Raw genomic sequence first — 19,956 nt, 5'->3', positions numbered from 1 at the left:
GAGGATGTTTACCAGGAGATTGGATATACAACCCCTGAGGAGGCAGCAAGTGAATTTGAAAACTATTTTAAACAGGATCTGAGATTGCCTCTTAGAGTACCGCCAATTCAGTTCACCCATATCCTGGGACGGTTCAATAATTTAAACGGGGATGAAAATGACTCTTTCGAAATAAAATACATTAATGAAAAGGCGCCAGATAATCATTACAAAATCACTATACGTCCTATCCCCCAGAAGCTTAAGTATACTGATGATGAAGTCATCAAAACCATTAAGCTCAAAGATGGCAGCAAGGCAGTTTATTTAGATCACTCAGGATTCAATGTCTTGGTATTTGAGAAAGACCATTGGCAATATATGCTCAGTGTGAATAAAAGCGTTTCAGCATTGATGCTTCCGGGAACTTTAGTCCAGATAGCCAATTCTATTGATTCTCCAGAAAATTAGCCAATGAAGAACGACTCGCCTTATCAACGAGTCGTTCTTGTTTGTTCCCCTATAGTCTTGCTTTTTCTTCTTCAGTAAATATCCTGGATCTGGTTAAAAATCTTAATCCTTCGGGTCCTTCAAGCGAAAACATGCCGCCTCTGCCCTTAACGACGTCAATGATTAACTGGGTATGTTTCCAGTAATCATATTGAGCTTTTGAGATATAGAAAGGGCAGCCATCGATGTGTCCAAGCAGGACATCACTATCACCTATCAGCATGTCTCCCTCTTGATAGCACATCGGCGAGCTTCCATCACAGCAGCCGCCGGATTGATGGAATAGCAACGGACCATGTTTTTCTTTCAGCTTTGAGATAAGATTTAACGCTTCTTCTGTCGCAACCACTTTTTCTACTTCGGGCATATTTATCCTCCTTTTTTGAGTCGAGGATTAAAAGAAACCTAATTTCTGAGGGCTGTAGCTGACAAGCATATTTTTTGTCTGCTGATAATGACTTAGCATCATCTTGTGGGTTTCCCTGCCGATTCCGGACATTTTGTAACCGCCGAAAGCAGCATGGGCCGGATAGGCATGATAGCAGTTGGTCCATACACGACCTGCTTCAATATTTCTGCCAAAACGGTATGCGGTGTTAATATCTCTGGACCAGATTCCGGCTCCTAATCCATAAAGCGTATCGTTCGCAATCTCTAGTGCCTCTTCCTGAGTTTTGAATGTAGTGACAGATACGACCGGTCCGAAGATTTCTTCCTGGAAGATACGCATTTTGTTATGACCTTTGAAGACAGTCGGTTCTACATAGTAACCGCCTTCCAATTCACCTTCAAGGAGATTACGGTTCCCCCCTGTTAATACTTCTGCTCCTTCTTGTTTTCCGATATCTATATAGGAAAGAATTTTTTCTAACTGTTCGGTAGAGGCCTGTGCACCAATCATTGTCTCAGTGTCTAACGGGTTACCCTGTTTGATTGCTTTAACTCTTTCAAGCGCTCTCTCCATAAACTTATCGTAGATCGATTCATGAATTAAAGCACGTGAAGGACATGTACATACTTCCCCCTGATTCAGCGCAAAAAGAACGAATCCTTCAATTGCCTTGTCAAAGAAATCATCATCTTGTGCCATTACATCTTCAAAGAAGATATTTGGCGATTTTCCGCCCAGTTCCAAAGTAACCGGAATCAGATTCTGAGAAGCATATTGCATAATCAGACGGCCCGTTGTCGTTTCTCCTGTGAAGGCTACTTTTGCGACTCTTTGGCTTGTGGCAAGCGGCTTTCCTGCTTCTACCCCAAAACCATTGACAACATTCACAACACCCTTCGGCAGCAAGTCACCAATGAGTTCCATCATGACCATAATACTTGTAGGTGTTTGTTCAGCCGGCTTCAAAACGACACAGTTTCCTGCAGCCAGTGCCGGTGCGAGTTTCCAAGTCGCCATTAACAGCGGGAAGTTCCAAGGGATAATCTGCCCCACTACTCCAAGAGGCTCATGAAAATGGTAGGCTACCGTATCATTATCGACTTCCCCAATGCTGCCCTCCTGTGCGCGAATACACCCTGCGAAATAACGGAAATGGTCGATGGCCAGTGGCAGGTCTGCATTAAGAGTTTCCCTGACAGGCTTCCCATTATCCCATGTTTCAGCCACAGCCAGCATTTCCAGATTCTCTTCAAGTCTATCAGCTATCTTATTTAATATATTTGCACGTGCTGCGACAGACATTTTCCCCCATGCACCCTTTGCCTCGTGAGCAGCATCAAGCGCAAGCTCAATATCTTCTGACGTAGATCTTGCAACCTGACAGAAGGATTTTCCATTCACTGGAGATACATTTTCAAAGTATTCACCCTTTACCGGAGCTACCCATTCCCCTCCGATATAGTTATCATACTTCGATTTGAAATTTACTTTTGATCCTTCCATATTCGGTTGTGCATAAATCATAAAATCCCCTCCATACTTTTTTAATAGTTATGTAGTTTTCTAGCAATGTTGTAAACGCTTTCTAACAGGTGTAACCCTATTATATTATAAAAATATTCAGAATCATATATTTTATTACACATTAATTATTTCATCTTAATTTTATGGTGGAAGATGTGTGTCAATTCTCCCCCTTTAAGATAGAAGTGCCATAAGAGATATTGGTTGACCTGTCAAAGTTCGACATGCTTTGCGGAGTTCCTATAGTATGATAAAAAGAATTTCATTGATTAGGAAGGAGAGGAAACAAGTATGGAGAATTTTTACCTGTTTATCTTCATGTCAATCATGCTGATTATTTTGCCCGGACCGGATACAGCCATCGTTACCCGGAATACACTTTCTGGCGGCAGCAACAAGGGCATGCAGACACTTTTGGGGACGATATGTGCACTGCTCATCCACACTCTTGCCGCCGTTGCAGGACTCTCAGCAATCATTGTAAAATCGGCCGTTTTATTTTCCTTCTTTAAATATGCGGGGGCGCTTTACTTGGTTTACCTCGGAGTTAAATCAATATTGTCACTGAGAAGGAACTCCATACCGGGTGATCTTTCTCAGGAGAATAAATATAAAAACAAATCTTCTTTCAAGCAAGGGTTTCTCACTAATATACTGAACCCTAAAGTCGCTGTCTTTTTCCTTACCTTTCTTCCGCAGTTTGTTACTACAGGCAGCGAACCACTGATCCCCTTTCTGCTAATGGGCATCACCTATGCAGTGCTGACAGCGGTTTGGTTCCTGGTCTATATCTTCCTGATTAACCAAATCAGCACCTTTATGAAAATGCCCACTACCACAAAGGTTATTGAGGCATTGACCGGGACTATATTGATAGGGTTTGGAATCAAGCTGGCATTTGAAAAAGTACAACATTAAACCCCTCAGCCTCTCTGAGGGTTTTTTTGTGGAAATATGACATTACAAGTAAAAATATGTAATAAAATGATATACTAAGAAGTGAAATAAATAGAATATTAGAAGAAGACAAAAAATTTATAGAAATGACGTGGGAGGTATGTTATGAGGTTATTCAAGACTTTGTTATTATCCATTATGATTTTAGTAATTATAATTACTTCAGGCATTTTCCAACCACTATCAATCTTAGAAAAAGGACAAGCCGCAGCTGTTAAGTCAGTTATTATTAACGAAATCGCTTGGATGGGAACCACAGTCGACTTTAATAATGAATGGATCGAATTATATAACAATACGTCGTCCCCGGTTTCTTTACAGGGATGGAAACTCGAAGCGATGGATGGTACACCTAGCATCCCACTTAGTGGAACCATTTCTCCAAATGGATATTTTCTATTAGAAAAAGGATCTGATAATACTGTACCAGGAATACCAGCGAATTTAATTTACAATAATTATAATAATACATTAGTAAATTCAGGTGAAGTTCTTTATTTAAAAGACTCTGCGGGTACAATCATAGACCAAGTCGGCACAAATGTGGGGACACAATTAAATCCCCAAGCGTCCAGCTGGTATAATGGGGACAATGATATGAAAGCAACAATGGAAAGAATAGATAGTTCAACAGACGGCACAGTCTCATCAAACTGGGGGCTGGCAACCACCTCATATAATGGAGGATTAGGTACACCGAGCGAGATCAATTCAAATACATTTCGAAGAATTATCGCCTCTCCTACACAATTATCTGAGAGAACGTTAAATGGAAATGTAATATCCCTTACTCTTCAGGCTGATACATATAAAACTGAAGTAGTCTCTAAAATACAGTTGAATAATCCACCTCCAGGTACAACGATAAGAAACGTTAAACGCTATAACGATAACACAGTTCATGTCACACTAAATTTCAATGGAACAGACTTTGACAGAGATTATACTGACTTTAATATTACCGTATTAAATGAAGGCCTTGTTGGAACTGGGAATTTAACGTCAAATAAGATGGTTGTCCAAGCCATTGAAGAATTAGAAGGCCTGCAAACCTATGTTTCAACTGGCACATCTTATCCTACACTTATTGAAATGACCGGTTATAACACAAGGGATAAAAAATTACATTTAAATTCAACCCTTCATACACAAGTCGATGTAACTGGAAAGACAGCTACCTTTCATTATTTTATTAAGGTGTACGATGGGGAAAGTAATACAATTGGAAAAATGGGTGATCTAACCACTCCGGTATCAATAACGGCAGCACCCGGAGCAAATAATGTGGAGTTAAATAACATAGAAGTCCTCTTATCTCAAGGACTGCCAGCAGCATATAGAATTGTCATTGTCGTTGAACGAGTGGAACTAAATTAGCAAACAGGTCTATAGGAGCAGAACTTTATAACTAACAAAATCTATAAACTTATTATATATAGAAAAATTTTTTAGAGTAATTAATCAAATTTTGCAAATAAACATCAATAAACACTTTATTTTCCCTAACACTTTTTATATACTGATAGTTATAATCCATAATTTTCCGACTATATCATATTAGGAGGTTTTGCCTATGCTAAAAAAACTATTTAAACTGAATATGTTTGTTTTGTCTTTAACACTTTTGTTTTCTATTAGTCATGTGAACGCAGATAGCCACAATGTTACAGTGGAGGGGGATTCAACTCGGTTTGTGACTGGTGATGCTCATGCAACTCTAGTTGAAGTGGCTGGATATGATTCAAGAAATCGGAAACTATACTTAAACCTTGAATTTACTTCTAATAAGGATCCAGCCAATTCAATAACCTATTCTGTAAAAGTCTTTAATGGAAGCTCAGAAGTAATTGGGTCAATCTCACCGCCCGTTTTGACCGCAGGTGCAGGAGGAGTATTTAAAGCATCTCCAACGATAGATATCACTAGTCCTAGTCTAACCGCTGCATACCGAATCGTTGTAACAGTAGAATCCAGTAACTAAAAGGAGATTAATAGTGGAAACAAATCACCACCTAGACCTCTCAAATACACCACTCCCACCTAGACGAAATTCAAAAAAGCCTAAAAAGAAAAAGAAAACATTAAAGCGAAATCTAATTCGTATGCTGACATTATTGATTTTTACCGGCTTTCTCTATCCAATTTACTCCTACCAAAAATCATTAACAGCTAGTACACCTACAGAAATCTATTACTCTACTGACTTTGATACTGTCAATGATGAATGGATTTTAACCGATGCAAACTGGTTAAGTGATTATCAAGAACAAAAGGGTATTATGAAACTTTCCAGACAAAACTATTTTAGCCCTAATATGATGACCGAATTTTCAACTGACCAAAGTCCACCGGAGACATTCGTTTTCAAGGTTACAACTCGAGTTCGATCATTTACAGAATCTGCAATTACCATAGCAACTATATATTTTCCAACGGGTCCACTATCTATTGTGGTGAATAACAATTTTGAACTTGGTATTTCAAATGATTTTAACGCCAAACCTACATATTCGGATAATGCAACAATTGACCAGGATAAATGGGAAGACATATATGTGTTCGTAGATGGCACATCTAATGAGGCAAGTGTTTACTTGAACGATGAAAAAATCATGACACAACCATGGTTAGGCGAAACATTTCCTCTCCAGGAAGTATGGCTTGGTTCCATCTGGGTTGGCGGCGGTGGTGGATATGGTGTAACGACCGACGTCGCGTTTGATAACTTAGTTATTGGGAATGAGTATTTGTTGCCTCAGCAGTCGTTTACGGATCATGTGATTGGATTGATAAGTGGGTTTGTGTTTGGGGACTAAGTAAATATAGAACAAGCTTGAGGAGAAACTTTCCAAGAGCTTGTTTTTTTGTACCTTCAAAAGAAGTAATTAATGCAATCAGTCAGTTTTAATGTTCCTGTCATTCACCACTCCCTTCAGGTAAAACCTCTCCAGCACGAATTAAAATATAATATCCCCTGCTCTCTTTCTTGCTGTCTTCAGTCGAATTCTCTTTTGGTTTATAATATTTTTTATTTCCATAATTTCATTCTAAAAAGGTATATGTCGTTGGAGTCTACTAAACGTTTGCCAATTGCCTCATAACCGAATACTTCTCGAGTACTTCTGTTCATTTTTTTAAAAATTTTGTCCCCATCAAGATACTCTTTGGTTGCCTGGCGACGTCCTACTCTCACAGGGGGAGACCCAACTACCATCGGCACTGAAGGCTCGGCCGGCGATGAGCGGCGAATCTCTTCGTCCGCTTCGCTCGTTCACATCCTCATGGGCAGAGCCCACTCCGGTGTTCTCTCCCTCTCGTCCTCGACCTTCTTGCTCCTCCCCCGCCTCGCTCCTGCTCTTGATAAAAATTCAGAACTAAACACATTCTAATCTTTTTTAAATACAAAAAAAGAGCACCCCTTGGGTACTCTTTGGTTGCCTGGCGACGTCCTACTCTCACAGGGGGGAGACCCCAACTACCATCGGCGCTGAAGGCTCGGCCGGCGATGAGCGGCGAATCTCTTCGTCCGCTTCGCTCGTTCGCATCCTCATGGGCAGAGCCCATTCCGGTGTTCTCTCCCTCTCGTCCTTGACCTTCTTGCTCCTCCCCACCCTCGCTCCTGCTTTTGATGAGATTTGAGATCTAAACACATTCTATTCTTTTTCAAATACAAAAAAAGAGCACCCCTTGGGTACTCTTTGGTTGCCTGGCGACGTCCTACTCTCACAGGGGGAGACCCAACTACCATCGCCACTGAAGGCTCGGCCGGCGATGAGCGGCGAATCTCTTCGTCCGCTTCGCTCGTTCACATCCTCATGGGCAGAGCCCACTCCGGTGTTCTCTCCCTCTCGTCCTCGACCTTCTTGCTCCTCCCCACCCTCGCTCCTGCTCTTGATGGATTTTCAGAACTAAACATATTCTGTCTTTTTCAAAAACTTCAAACAAAAAAAGAGCACCGCTTCGGGTACTCTTTTGATTGCCTGGCGACGTCCTACTCTCACAGGGGGAGATCCCCCAACTACCATCGGCGCTGAAGAGCTTAACTTCCGTGTTCGGCATGGGAACGGGTGTGACCTCTTCGCCTTAATCACCAGACTGTATAAACTTGAAAGAACATCGTTCTCTCAAAACTAGATAAAGGTATGAAGAAAAGAAAGTATTCCGAGTTTCGCTAAATAGTGTGGTTAAGTCCTCGATCGATTAGTATCTGTCAGCTGCACGTGTCGCCACGCTTCCACCTCAGACCTATCTACCTGATCATCTTTCAGGGATCTTACTCACATAAAGTGATGGGAAATCTCATCTCGAGGGGGGCTTCATGCTTAGATGCTTTCAGCACTTATCCCTTCCGCACATAGCTACCCAGCGATGCCTTTGGCAAGACAACTGGTACACCAGCGGTGCGTCCATCCCGGTCCTCTCGTACTAAGGACAGCTCCTCTCAAATTTCCTGCGCCCACGACGGATAGGGACCGAACTGTCTCACGACGTTCTGAACCCAGCTCGCGTACCGCTTTAATGGGCGAACAGCCCAACCCTTGGGACCGACTACAGCCCCAGGATGCGATGAGCCGACATCGAGGTGCCAAACCTCCCCGTCGATGTGGACTCTTGGGGGAGATAAGCCTGTTATCCCCGGGGTAGCTTTTATCCGTTGAGCGATGGCCCTTCCATGCGGAACCACCGGATCACTAAGCCCGACTTTCGTCCCTGCTCGACTTGTAGGTCTCGCAGTCAAGCTCCCTTGTGCCTTTACACTCTGCGAATGATTTCCAACCATTCTGAGGGAACCTTTGGGCGCCTCCGTTACTCTTTAGGAGGCGACCGCCCCAGTCAAACTGCCCACCTGACACTGTCTCCCACCCCGATAAGGGGCGCGGGTTAGAAGTTCAACACAGCCAGGGTAGTATCCCACCGACGCCTCCACCGAAGCTGGCGCTCCGGTTTCTTAGGCTCCTACCTATCCTGTACAAGCTGTGCCAAAATTCAATATCAGGCTACAGTAAAGCTCCACGGGGTCTTTCCGTCCTGTCGCGGGTAACCTGCATCTTCACAGGTACTATAATTTCACCGAGTCTCTCGTTGAGACAGTGCCCAGATCGTTGCGCCTTTCGTGCGGGTCGGAACTTACCCGACAAGGAATTTCGCTACCTTAGGACCGTTATAGTTACGGCCGCCGTTTACTGGGGCTTCGGTTCGCACCTTCGCTTGCGCTAAGCACTCCCCTTAACCTTCCAGCACCGGGCAGGCGTCAGCCCCTATACTTCGCCTTACGGCTTCGCAGAGACCTGTGTTTTTGCTAAACAGTCGCCTGGGCCTATTCACTGCGGCTCTCTCGGGCTTGCACCCTACCAGAGCACCCCTTCTCCCGAAGTTACGGGGTCATTTTGCCGAGTTCCTTAACGAGAGTTCTCTCGCTCACCTTAGGATTCTCTCCTCGCCTACCTGTGTCGGTTTGCGGTACGGGCACCTTTTTCCTCGCTAGAGGCTTTTCTTGGCAGTGTGGAATCAGGAACTTCGGTACTATATTTCCCTCGCTGTCACAGCTCAGCCTTATGGTGACGGGATTTGCCTCATCACCAGCCTAACTGCTTAGACGCGCATATCCAGCAGCGCGCTTACCCTATCCTCCTGCGTCCCCCCATCACTCAAACGGAAAAGAGGTGGTACAGGAATATCAACCTGTTATCCATCGCCTACGCCTTTCGGCCTCGGCTTAGGTCCCGACTAACCCTGAGCGGACGAGCCTTCCTCAGGAAACCTTAGGCATTCGGTGGACAGGATTCTCACCTGTCTTTCGCTACTCATACCGGCATTCTCACTTCTAAGCGCTCCACCAGTCCTTACGGTCCAGCTTCTCAGCCCTTAGAACGCTCTCCTACCACTGACACCAAATGGTGTCAATCCACAGCTTCGGTGATACGTTTAGCCCCGGTACATTTTCGGCGCAGAGTCACTCGACCAGTGAGCTATTACGCACTCTTTAAATGGTGGCTGCTTCTAAGCCAACATCCTGGTTGTCTAAGCAACTCCACATCCTTTTCCACTTAACGTATACTTTGGGACCTTAGCTGGTGGTCTGGGCTGTTTCCCTTTCGACTACGGATCTTATCACTCGCAGTCTGACTCCCATGGATAAGTCTTTGGCATTCGGAGTTTGTCTGAATTCGGTAACCCGATGAGGGCCCCTAGTCCAAACAGTGCTCTACCTCCAAGACTCTTACTACATGAGGCTAGCCCTAAAGCTATTTCGGAGAGAACCAGCTATCTCCAAGTTCGATTGGAATTTCTCCGCTACCCACACCTCATCCCCGCACTTTTCAACGTGCGTGGGTTCGGGCCTCCATTCAGTGTTACCTGAACTTCACCCTGGACATGGGTAGATCACCTGGTTTCGGGTCTACGACCACATACTCATTCGCCCTGTTCAGACTCGCTTTCGCTGCGGCTCCGTCTTTCCGACTTAACCTTGCATGGGATCGTAACTCGCCGGTTCATTCTACAAAAGGCACGCCATCACCCGTTAACGGGCTCTGACTACTTGTAGGCACACGGTTTCAGGTTCTATTTCACTCCCCTTCCGGGGTGCTTTTCACCTTTCCCTCACGGTACTGGTTCACTATCGGTCACTAGGGAGTATTTAGCCTTGGGAGATGGTCCTCCCAGCTTCCGACGGGATTTCACGTGTCCCGCCGTACTCAGGATCCACTCAAGAGGGAACGAAGTTTCGACTACAGGGTTATTACCTTCTGTGACGAGCCTTTCCAGACTTCTTCGTCTACTTCGTTCCTTTGTAACTCCGTATAGAGTGTCCTACAACCCCAAGAGGCAAGCCTCTTGGTTTGGGCTAATCCCGTTTCGCTCGCCGCTACTCAGGGAATCGCGTTTGCTTTCTCTTCCTCCGGGTACTTAGATGTTTCAGTTCCCCGGGTCTGCCTTCCATACTCTATGTATTCAAGTATGGATACTGCACCATTACGTGCAGCGGGTTCCCCCATTCGGAAATCTCCGGATCAAAGCTTACTTACAGCTCCCCGAAGCATATCGGTGTTAGTCCCGTCCTTCATCGGCTCCTAGTGCCAAGGCATCCACCGTGCGCCCTTTCTAACTTAACCAATAGGTTAATCAAACAAAATATCTCATAAGAGATATCCTAAAATGGCGAATTCTCGGTTCTTTCTTGACTTTCTTCATATATCTTTATCTAGTTTTCAAAGAACAATGTTTTGATGATTATTAAACCATCAAAACTGAACAAAACCAAAACAAATCGTCACGTCTCATATATCCTTAGAAAGGAGGTGATCCAGCCGCACCTTCCGATACGGCTACCTTGTTACGACTTCACCCCAATCATCTGTCCCACCTTAGGCGGCTGGCTCCAAAAGGTTACCTCACCGACTTCGGGTGTTACAAACTCTCGTGGTGTGACGGGCGGTGTGTACAAGGCCCGGGAACGTATTCACCGCGGCATGCTGATCCGCGATTACTAGCGATTCCAGCTTCATGCAGGCGAGTTGCAGCCTGCAATCCGAACTGAGAACGGTTTTATGGGATTTGCTAAACCTCGCGGTCTTGCTGCCCTTTGTACCGTCCATTGTAGCACGTGTGTAGCCCAGGTCATAAGGGGCATGATGATTTGACGTCATCCCCACCTTCCTCCGGTTTGTCACCGGCAGTCATCTTAGAGTGCCCAACTGAATGCTGGCAACTAAGATCAAGGGTTGCGCTCGTTGCGGGACTTAACCCAACATCTCACGACACGAGCTGACGACAACCATGCACCACCTGTCACTCTGTCCCCCGAAGGGGAAAGCCCTATCTCTAGGGTTGTCAGAGGATGTCAAGACCTGGTAAGGTTCTTCGCGTTGCTTCGAATTAAACCACATGCTCCACCGCTTGTGCGGGCCCCCGTCAATTCCTTTGAGTTTCAGTCTTGCGACCGTACTCCCCAGGCGGAGTGCTTAATGCGTTAGCTGCAGCACTAAAGGGCGGAAACCCTCTAACACTTAGCACTCATCGTTTACGGCGTGGACTACCAGGGTATCTAATCCTGTTTGCTCCCCACGCTTTCGCGCCTCAGCGTCAGTTACAGACCAGAAAGTCGCCTTCGCCACTGGTGTTCCTCCACATATCTACGCATTTCACCGCTACACGTGGAATTCCACTTTCCTCTTCTGTACTCAAGTCCCCCAGTTTCCAATGACCCTCCACGGTTGAGCCGTGGGCTTTCACATCAGACTTAAGAGACCGCCTGCGCGCGCTTTACGCCCAATAATTCCGGACAACGCTTGCCACCTACGTATTACCGCGGCTGCTGGCACGTAGTTAGCCGTGGCTTTCTGGTTAGGTACCGTCAAGGTGCCGCCCTATTCGAACGGCACTTGTTCTTCCCTAACAACAGAGCTTTACGATCCGAAAACCTTCATCACTCACGCGGCGTTGCTCCGTCAGACTTTCGTCCATTGCGGAAGATTCCCTACTGCTGCCTCCCGTAGGAGTCTGGGCCGTGTCTCAGTCCCAGTGTGGCCGATCACCCTCTCAGGTCGGCTACGCATCGTCGCCTTGGTGAGCCGTTACCTCACCAACTAGCTAATGCGCCGCGGGTCCATCTGTAAGTGGTAGCAAAAGCCACCTTTCCACTTTTCCTCATGCGGGGAAAAGAACTATCCGGTATTAGCCCCGGTTTCCCGGAGTTATCCCAGTCTTACAGGCAGGTTACCCACGTGTTACTCACCCGTCCGCCGCTGACTTCAGGGAGCAAGCTCCCATCAGTCCGCTCGACTTGCATGTATTAGGCACGCCGCCAGCGTTCGTCCTGAGCCAGGATCAAACTCTCCGAAAGAAGTTTGACTTGCTCATTTGCTAATTATAGTGTTAGCAACTATATAAGAGCTGTGCTCTTATTAGAATTAACGTTGACGTTTTTTGTCTTGTTTTGTTCAGTTTTCAAGGTTCAATAACTCAGAAGTCTATCATAACACCTTGTTTCGTTGGTGTCAACTTCTGCGAAATTCATTTTTTGTCGCTCCGTTTGAAGCAACTTTTATATCTTACCATCACCATCAGGCTCTGTCAACAAGTTATAATAACTTTTTTAAAAGGTTGAATTTGAGTTGCTGTGTTTCAGCGACGGTTTTTACAGTATAACAAGAGATACTAAATGAGTCAACACACTTTATAACTTTTTATTTCTAAGGCTGTATGCGTATAGATTGTTGCTTTCGGAAAGCCCAATGGGCCGGATTTTTCCCTCGAGTACAATGCCTTATCTAACTGAAAAGGGTGATTCCGGCTGTAAATTATGGCTATGTCTCTAGAACTTCATATTAAATAGCAACAAAGTTTTAGAAAAGAGCCGTTCATAAAAAAGACCGGAACCTGCAGTAGGTTTCCGGTCCTTGATTCATTAATCAATAGAAATAATATTTTCGTCTTTAGCTTTAACGGTGCCTTCTTTTTCAATCGTTACAGTTTGACCCTCTTTAAGGTTCGTAAAGATGATAGGTGTAATAGTAGAAGGCGCATTGTTTTTAATATAATCCAAATCCACTTTCAGCAGCGGCTGGCCTGCCTCTACTTGATCTCCTTCATTTATTAGGGATTCAAAACCTTCCCCTTGAAGTTTCACTGTATCGATTCCCACATGGATCAGCACTTCTTTTCCACCTTTGGACTCAAGGCCGATGGCATGCTTTGTCGGGAAGACATTTACGACTTTACCTTCTACCGGAGACACGATGATGCCTTCTGACGGCAGGATGGCAAATCCGTCTCCCATCATTTTTTGAGAGAAGACCTGATCCGGGACTTCTGATAAGTCTTTTATTTCCCCTGTAATAGGAGAAACAAATTTTTCATTTGCAAATTCTTCATTTTGCAATACATCAGGATTGACCTCTTCAATCTGCTGTTCTACTTCTTCGCCTGCATTGGTTTCCGCTCTGCGAGGAGTTTTACCCATCATGATATCTTTCATTTGAGATTTCAATGTATCTGATTTTGGTCCGAAGATGGCTTGGATGCTGTTCCCTACTTCAAGCACTCCTGAAGCTCCAAGTTTCTTCAATTTCTTTTTATCCACTTGTTTTTCATCATTGACTGATACGCGCAGACGAGTGATACACGCATCAAGGTGGGCAATATTTTCTTTTCCGCCCATTGCCTCAAGGACATCATGAGCAAGGTCAGAACCTGTAGAAGCAGTTCCTTCTTCTTCATCATCTTCTACTTCTTCACGGCCAGGTGTTGCCAAGTTGAATTTGCGGATGGCAAATCTGAAACCAAAGTAGTAAATAACCGAGAATACCAACCCTACCGGAATTACTAACCACCAGTTTGTTTGCGGGTTAATGACACCAAATAAGATGTAGTCAATTAATCCACCGGAGAATGTCATACCGATTTTTACATCAAGCAAGTGCATGGTCATAAAGGAAAGACCTGCGAAAATTGTATGGATACCGAACAGGATCGGTGCCACGAACAGGAACGAGAACTCGATAGGCTCTGTGATACCTGTTAAGAATGAAGTTAGAGCAGCAGATCCCATGATTCCTGCAACAATTTTCTTTCTTTCAGGGCGTGCTTCATGGTAAATCGCCAATGCAGCTGCCGGAAGTCCGAACATCATGAATGGATATTTACCCGTCATGAATGTTCCGGCTGTTAATTCTTGGACGTTGTCTTGGATCTGTTTCATGAAGATTGTTTGGTCACCACGGACCACTTCACCTGCTGCAGTAGTGTAAGAACCGAATTCAAACCAGAATGGCGAATAGAATATATGGTGAAGACCAAACGGAATTAAAGCACGTTCCACAACACCAAAGATGAAAGCAGCCACTGTTCTGTTTTCACCAAGCATAAAGTTGGAGAAATTGTTCAGTCCTGTTTGAATCGGCGGCCATACTAATAGCATCAATAGGCCGACCACTACTGCCGAAGCAGCAGTTGCAATCGGAACGAAACGCTTTCCTGCGAAAAATCCTAAATAAGGAGCAAGTTCAATATTAAAGAAACGATTATACATGTAAGCCGCGAGAATACCCATTATGATACCGCCAAACACGCCTGTTTGGAGAGTAGGGATTCCCAACACACTTGCATACGCCATGTTATCGCCTAAATCTTCAGGCGTAAGCCCAAGCGCGGCTCCCATCGTAGCGTTCATGATCAAATACCCAACGATAGCGGCCAGGCCAGCAACACCTTCTCCTCCTGCCAAACCTATCGCTACCCCGACAGCAAATAGTAACGCCAGGTTACTGAAGATGATACCGCCGGCTTGTTTCATTACATTTGCTACCGTTGCCACCCCATCATTCGCAAGGAATGGTGCGATTTCCAACAATGTTGGATTGACAAGCGCCGCTCCCAGCGCAAGCAGAATCCCTGCCGCAGGAAGAATCGCAACCGGCAGCATCAACGCTTTACCTACTTTTTGTAAAACACCAAATGCTTTTTTAAACAAAGTAATAACCTCCCAGTTTTCTTTTTTATGGACAAAATAATAGCTGCAAACACAAAAAAGGCATGAGTAAAAGGAGACACTGATTGTGTATAAGGGTAGACTTCCCCAAAATACATAAATCAATTATCTTCTTTACTCATGCCTGATCGTATCAGTAACACGTTAAGAGATAAGTTCATTATTTAACTTTATTCTGTATGCGCTGCAGATGCATGGTCAGATAGACTGCTTCCGCATCGTCCACTGGTTTCCTCAGTGTTTGCTGCATTATTTTGATGAGTTTCCAAGAGAGATTATAGCACAGCGGATATTCTTCTTTCAATAGTAAAGCGATCTTTTCCGGTTCTTGAACCCGTTCCTGTCTGAGCACACGTTCGATTGTATAACGAAGATGCCTGACAAGCCTCATGTAGTGAACACTTTCCTTATCAATATCCACCTGAAGTGTTTCTTCAATCGTTGAGGTTAAAATCCCGATTAACCGTGAATGCTGATTAACCTGCGAGAGATCCTTATTCATCATAGCACTATGGATATGCAAGGCGATGAAGCCAATTTCTCCTTCAGGCAGCTCCACATTTGTCTCTTCATTCAATAGAGCCACTACATCTTTGGCCACTTCATATTCAAAAGGATACAACGCCTTTGTTTCCATAAGAAATGGATTACGAATCGCCATCCCCTTCATCAGACGGTTGATTGCAAATAAAATATGATCGGTGAGGGCCACGTGAATATGTTCATTCAAAAAGGAATTGGTTCGGTTCCGGATCAGTTCGATAGCGGAGATAATTGTTTCAAGCATGTCCTCTTCCAGGTATGGCAGCAGCATCTTGTATTGCTCCTGCTCTTTTTCCCCTTTCAGGACAAACATCTTCTCTGCCGTATCATTTGCAATACGGTCACCTTTCTTCGCATTAAACCCGATTCCCTTCCCGATGAGCACTACTTCTCCATAACTTACGTGCCTGGCAATCAGGACATTGTTGTTCAATGCTTTTGCTACTTCTAAATCGACCATGAATGAATTCCCTCTTTTTTTGCAATAGATTATCTTCTGATTCTAACGAAAGCGCATTCTTTTTTCAATCTAAAATGTTTCTACGGTGAGACTGGGCCGCTTGGAGTTTTGGCTTACGGTCTATGATTAGAAGATTTACCAGATTTGATGTTTGCTTAACTTCATAGTATGTCTTGACGACCCTGATCCTCGGTTTCCCGCCATACTTTGGCCTAATAATCCACCTTTGACTACTCTGATCATCGGCATTTCTCAATTCCACAACCCCTTAACCCGCCTTTAACTACTCCGATTCCGGGCTTTTCTCAATTCCATAACCTCATTGCCTACTTTTGACGACCTCGATCCTTTCACTTACAACATTCCACAACCCCATTGCCTACCTTTGACTACTCTGATCATCGGCATTTCTCAATTCCACAACCCCATTACCTACCTTTGACGACCTCGATCCTCTCATTTACACCAATCCACAACCTCCCAGCGCAACGCGACATTCTGCCCCCAACCTCTAAGCCCTTTCCCGAACCCCTCCCTCTCCTATAAACCAATAAAAAAACAGCTCCTCAATAGAGAAGCTGTTTTTAAAGTTAAATTAAGAATATAAAGTACAGAACAAAGATGACAAACAGAAGGTACATGATCGGGTGAATTTCTTTAGTGCGTCCCTTCATGATCATCGTGATTGGATAAAAGATGAATCCGACTGCAATACCCGTTGCGATGCTGTATGTCAGCGGCATGGCGATGATTGTCAGGAATGCCGGCACTGCGACTTCAAAACGGTTCCAATCAATTCTACCAATCGCCGAAACCATCAGGACACCGACAATGATTAAGGCTGGTGCCGTTACCGGAGCTGTAATCACTTCCAGCAGCGGGAAGAAGAAGAGTGACAATAAGAAGAACAAGGCTGTTACGACTGAAGCGAATCCTGATCTCGCACCTGCAGCCACCCCTGCAGAAGATTCAATGTAAGAAGTTGTTGTGGATGTTCCGAGTACCGCTCCCACAACCGTTGCACAAGAGTCAGCGAAAAGCGCCTTGCCTGCTCTTGGAAGTTTGTTGTCTTTCATCAGGTTGGCCTGGTTGGCTACTGCCACCAATGTACCCGCCGTATCAAAGAAGTCAACAAACAAGAATGTCAGTACCACGACAAGCATTTGAATCGTAAAGACGCTTGACACATCATTGAATATCGGATCCAGTGCAGCCCCGAAAGTCGGCTCAAGGCTTGGAATGGCTCCTACTATCTTTTCAGGAGCATCGATCAGACCGAAAATCATACCGGCAATGGCTGTAACGACCATACCGAAGAAAATTCCACCTTTGATTCCTCTTGTCATCAGGATGACTGTTACGAAAATCCCGAACACTGCCAGAAGTGTGTTCCCGTTCGTTAGATCACCCAGACCTACTAACGTAGCATCATTGTTAGTGATGATGCCTGCATTTTGAAACCCTACAAATGTAATGAAAAGACCAATACCTGCTCCGACTGCATATTTCAGTTCTGCCGGAATCGAGTTGATAATTTTTTCACGCACCCCCGTCAGTGTGAGGACAATAAAGATAAGACCTGAGATTAGCACGCCCGTTAAAGCAGCCTGCCACGTAATTCCCATTGTTAAGATGACTGTGTACGCGAAGAATGCGTTCAGGCCCATCCCCGGTGCCAGTGCAATTGGATATTTCGCTAACAATCCCATGATGAGAGAACCAATCGCTGCAGCTAATGCCGTTGCCACAAATACTGCGCCATAGTCCATTCTCATGCTGTCCGGAAGATCCGGGATAGACTGCAAAGAAAGGGTAATCGGGTTGACAACCAATATATACGCCATGGATAAAAACGTTGTTAAGCCGCCGATAAATTCACGGCTGTAGGTTGTGCCAAGTGCATCAAACTGAAAAAACTTTTTCATTTCCTTACCTCCTCTAAATCATGCGCCGCTTTAGCGTTGAGGTGTTCCACCCGGACAAAAAAACGCCCTGAACAACCGTCGTTCAGGGCGTGACATACTGGTAAAGGAAAGAAAAAACTAGTTTAATAGAAAAAATGATAGCAAGAATTTTTATAGACTAGTCTTTATCCAACCATCACCTCGTAGTCAAGCCATTTACGGTAGCTCGGTAGAAACTGCTGGGCCCTATCCCCAAAATTATACGACGTAATGTTTAGTTAATTATTAAGTTCACCTTGTAATTGTAACAAGGCGAACCCTGCTAGTCAATACAAAACACGAACATTTTTATATATATTTTTATCAACGTTCGTAAAAACTGCTTATTCCCATTCAATTGTTGCCGGCGGCTTGCTCGTGATATCATACACCACGCGGTTAATATGATCGACTTCATTGACGATGCGCGTCGAGATCACTTCCAACACATCCCAAGGAATTCTTGCCCAATCGGATGTCATGCCGTCAATGGACGTTACCGCTCTGATGCCGATTGTGTAATCATACGTACGGGCATCCCCCATCACCCCGACACTGCGGATATCAGGAAGAACCGTAAAGTACTGCCAGATATCACGGTCAAGTCCGGCCTTTTTGATTTCTTCACGAAGAATATGGTCAGACTCTCTCACGATTTCCAGCTTTTCTTCAGAAATTTCTCCAAGCACACGAATTCCAAGGCCGGGACCTGGGAAAGGCTGGCGCCAAACAATGGCATCAGGGATGCCAAGTTCAGAACCAAGAGCACGCACTTCATCCTTGAACAGGGTATTCAATGGTTCAATCAACTGGAACTGCATGTCCTCAGGAAGACCGCCGACATTGTGGTGTGACTTGATCGTCTGCGCTGTCGCCGTACCGCTCTCGATGATATCCGTGTAAAGAGTTCCCTGCGCCAGGTACTCGATTCCTTCAAGCTTTGCTGCTTCATCGTCGAAAACATAAATGAATTCGTTACCAATGATTTTGCGCTTTTCCTCAGGATCGGAAACACCTTTCAGCTTGTTCAGGAAGCGGTCCTTGGCATCGACCTTGATGACGTTCATATTGAAGCCTTCAGAGAAAGTCTTCATGACGCTTTCAGCTTCATCTTTTCTAAGTAAGCCGTGGTCCACAAAGATACATGTAAGCTGATCGCCGATCGCTTTGTGGATCAGGACAGCCACTACGGAAGAATCCACCCCGCCGCTCAGGGCACATAAAACCTTTTTATCGCCAACCGTTTTACGGATTTTTTCCATCTCGATTTCAATGAAGTTTTCCATGGACCACTCGTCATTACAGCCGCATACATCAAACACGAAGTTCTTCAGCATGTCATTGCCATATTGAGAATGGCGAACTTCCGGATGGAATTGAACAGCATACAAGCCTCTTTCCTCATCACTCATGGAGGCAATCGGACAAGAAGGATTGATGGCATCCACTGTAAAACCTTCAGGAGCTTCGACAACCAGGTCGCCATGGCTCATCCATACCACCTGTTCTTCAGGCAGGCTGCCAAATAGTTTAGACGAATGTTCAATATTGATTTTTGCTTTTCCGTACTCTCTGTGTTTCGCTCTTTCCACTTTCCCGCCAAAGTGCATGGTCATCAACTGCATTCCGTAACAGATGCCCAGAATAGGAATATTCAAATCAAAAATTCTTTCATCACAACGGAAAGCATTTTCACCATAAACACTATTCGGCCCCCCGGAGAAGATGATCCCGCTCGGATTCATCTCTTTGATTTCCTCAACGGTAATTGTGTGAGGATGAAGCTCACTGTAGACACCAAATTCGCGAATTCTTCTTGTGATCAACTGATTATACTGACTGCCGAAATCCAATACAACAATCATTTCCTGATTATGCAATTCCGCTTTACCCGTCATCCTGTTCACCTCATCAAGTTATTTCGTCTTCGTTTAAATCTATTACTCTATACAGTTTGCCCGAAAAGTAAAAAAAACCAGAATCCAGCCTTTGTACAAAGGCAGAATTCTGGTTTTGATCCCTCACGCTCATATCACATCAAAATGAATACTGCCTTCATAGTCAGATCATTTACGGTGATCCGGTAGAGACTTTCGAACCATATTATCGAGGATATATGAAGGTATGCAAACCATATTTATATACATTTCGACATCAT

Annotated in this window: 11 protein-coding genes, 3 rRNA genes and 2 riboswitches (1 of these 16 cut by a window edge); of the genes, 5 read left to right on the top strand and 9 right to left on the bottom strand. The window is 44.6% G+C overall.

Going from position 1 to position 19,956, the window contains the following annotated elements; genetic code table 11:
- A protein-coding gene (locus tag V1502_RS01775; protein ID WP_409252681.1) for a hypothetical protein crosses the window boundary here: on the top strand, nucleotides 1–450 show its 3' portion. 102 nt of this gene lie to the left of the window's left edge; the window shows 450 of its 552 coding nt (coding positions 103–552); its start codon lies off the left edge, out of view; it ends in the stop codon at nucleotides 448–450.
- 49 nt (nucleotides 451–499) lie between these two features.
- On the opposite strand, the gene V1502_RS01770 is transcribed toward V1502_RS01775, so the two are convergent.
- Nucleotides 500–856: a DUF779 domain-containing protein gene (locus V1502_RS01770; protein ID WP_409252680.1), complete on the bottom strand. Its 357-nt coding sequence runs from the start codon at nucleotides 854–856 to the stop codon at nucleotides 500–502.
- A gap of 27 nt (nucleotides 857–883) precedes the next feature.
- Nucleotides 884–2,404 (bottom strand): aldehyde dehydrogenase, encoded by a 1,521-nt coding sequence (adh, locus tag V1502_RS01765; protein ID WP_409252679.1) that lies wholly within the window; start codon nucleotides 2,402–2,404, stop codon nucleotides 884–886.
- Nucleotides 2,405–2,695: 291 nt separating this feature from the next.
- On the opposite strand from adh, the gene V1502_RS01760 reads away from it, so the two are divergent.
- From V1502_RS01760 to V1502_RS01745, 4 genes are all read left to right on the top strand, one after another.
- The gene (locus V1502_RS01760; RefSeq protein WP_409252678.1) at nucleotides 2,696–3,322 is read left to right on the top strand and encodes a LysE family translocator; all 627 of its coding nucleotides are present in this window, start codon (nucleotides 2,696–2,698) and stop codon (nucleotides 3,320–3,322) included.
- Nucleotides 3,323–3,466: 144 nt separating this feature from the next.
- Nucleotides 3,467–4,738: a lamin tail domain-containing protein gene (locus tag V1502_RS01755; protein ID WP_409252677.1), complete on the top strand. Its 1,272-nt coding sequence runs from the start codon at nucleotides 3,467–3,469 to the stop codon at nucleotides 4,736–4,738.
- A gap of 196 nt (nucleotides 4,739–4,934) precedes the next feature.
- The gene (locus V1502_RS01750) at nucleotides 4,935–5,342 is read left to right on the top strand and encodes a hypothetical protein (RefSeq protein ID WP_409252676.1); all 408 of its coding nucleotides are present in this window, start codon (nucleotides 4,935–4,937) and stop codon (nucleotides 5,340–5,342) included.
- A gap of 13 nt (nucleotides 5,343–5,355) precedes the next feature.
- A complete protein-coding gene (locus V1502_RS01745) occupies nucleotides 5,356–6,177 on the top strand; it encodes a hypothetical protein (RefSeq protein ID WP_409252675.1) in 822 nt (273 codons plus the stop codon).
- A gap of 1,162 nt (nucleotides 6,178–7,339) precedes the next feature.
- On the opposite strand, the gene rrf is transcribed toward V1502_RS01745, so the two are convergent.
- From rrf to guaA, 7 genes are all read right to left on the bottom strand, one after another.
- Nucleotides 7,340–7,456: ribosomal RNA gene (gene rrf / locus V1502_RS01740) — 5S ribosomal RNA — on the bottom strand.
- An 85-nt stretch (nucleotides 7,457–7,541) separates the two neighbouring features.
- Nucleotides 7,542–10,476 (bottom strand): 23S ribosomal RNA (locus V1502_RS01735).
- Between the two features lie 179 nt (nucleotides 10,477–10,655).
- Nucleotides 10,656–12,206, bottom strand: a 16S ribosomal RNA gene (locus V1502_RS01730).
- Together the 16S, 23S and 5S rRNA genes form the textbook arrangement of a ribosomal RNA operon.
- A gap of 564 nt (nucleotides 12,207–12,770) precedes the next feature.
- Nucleotides 12,771–14,834 carry a glucose-specific PTS transporter subunit IIBC gene (gene ptsG / locus V1502_RS01725; RefSeq protein WP_409252674.1) on the bottom strand — a complete coding sequence of 688 codons (2,064 nt, stop codon included), beginning with the start codon at nucleotides 14,832–14,834 and terminating at the stop codon, nucleotides 12,771–12,773.
- Between the two features lie 178 nt (nucleotides 14,835–15,012).
- Nucleotides 15,013–15,855: a glucose PTS transporter transcription antiterminator GlcT gene (gene glcT / locus V1502_RS01720; protein ID WP_409252673.1), complete on the bottom strand. Its 843-nt coding sequence runs from the start codon at nucleotides 15,853–15,855 to the stop codon at nucleotides 15,013–15,015.
- Nucleotides 15,856–16,445: 590 nt separating this feature from the next.
- Complete coding sequence (locus V1502_RS01715) at nucleotides 16,446–17,780, bottom strand: NCS2 family permease (protein ID WP_409252672.1); 1,335 nt, start codon at nucleotides 17,778–17,780, stop codon at nucleotides 16,446–16,448.
- A gap of 163 nt (nucleotides 17,781–17,943) precedes the next feature.
- Nucleotides 17,944–18,045, bottom strand: a riboswitch (purine riboswitch).
- Nucleotides 18,046–18,142: 97 nt separating this feature from the next.
- Nucleotides 18,143–19,696, bottom strand: coding sequence for a glutamine-hydrolyzing GMP synthase (gene guaA, locus V1502_RS01710; protein ID WP_409252671.1), 1,554 nt, complete (start codon nucleotides 19,694–19,696; stop codon nucleotides 18,143–18,145).
- Nucleotides 19,697–19,836: 140 nt separating this feature from the next.
- Nucleotides 19,837–19,938, bottom strand: a riboswitch (purine riboswitch).
- Nucleotides 19,939–19,956 lie beyond the last annotated feature (18 nt).

Source organism: Rossellomorea sedimentorum, from assembly GCF_046237645.1.
Classification (GTDB): Bacteria; Bacillota; Bacilli; order Bacillales; family Bacillaceae_B; genus Rossellomorea; species Rossellomorea sedimentorum.
Note: the sequence above shows the minus strand (reverse complement) of the source record. Positions and strands in the feature narration are given on the sequence as shown.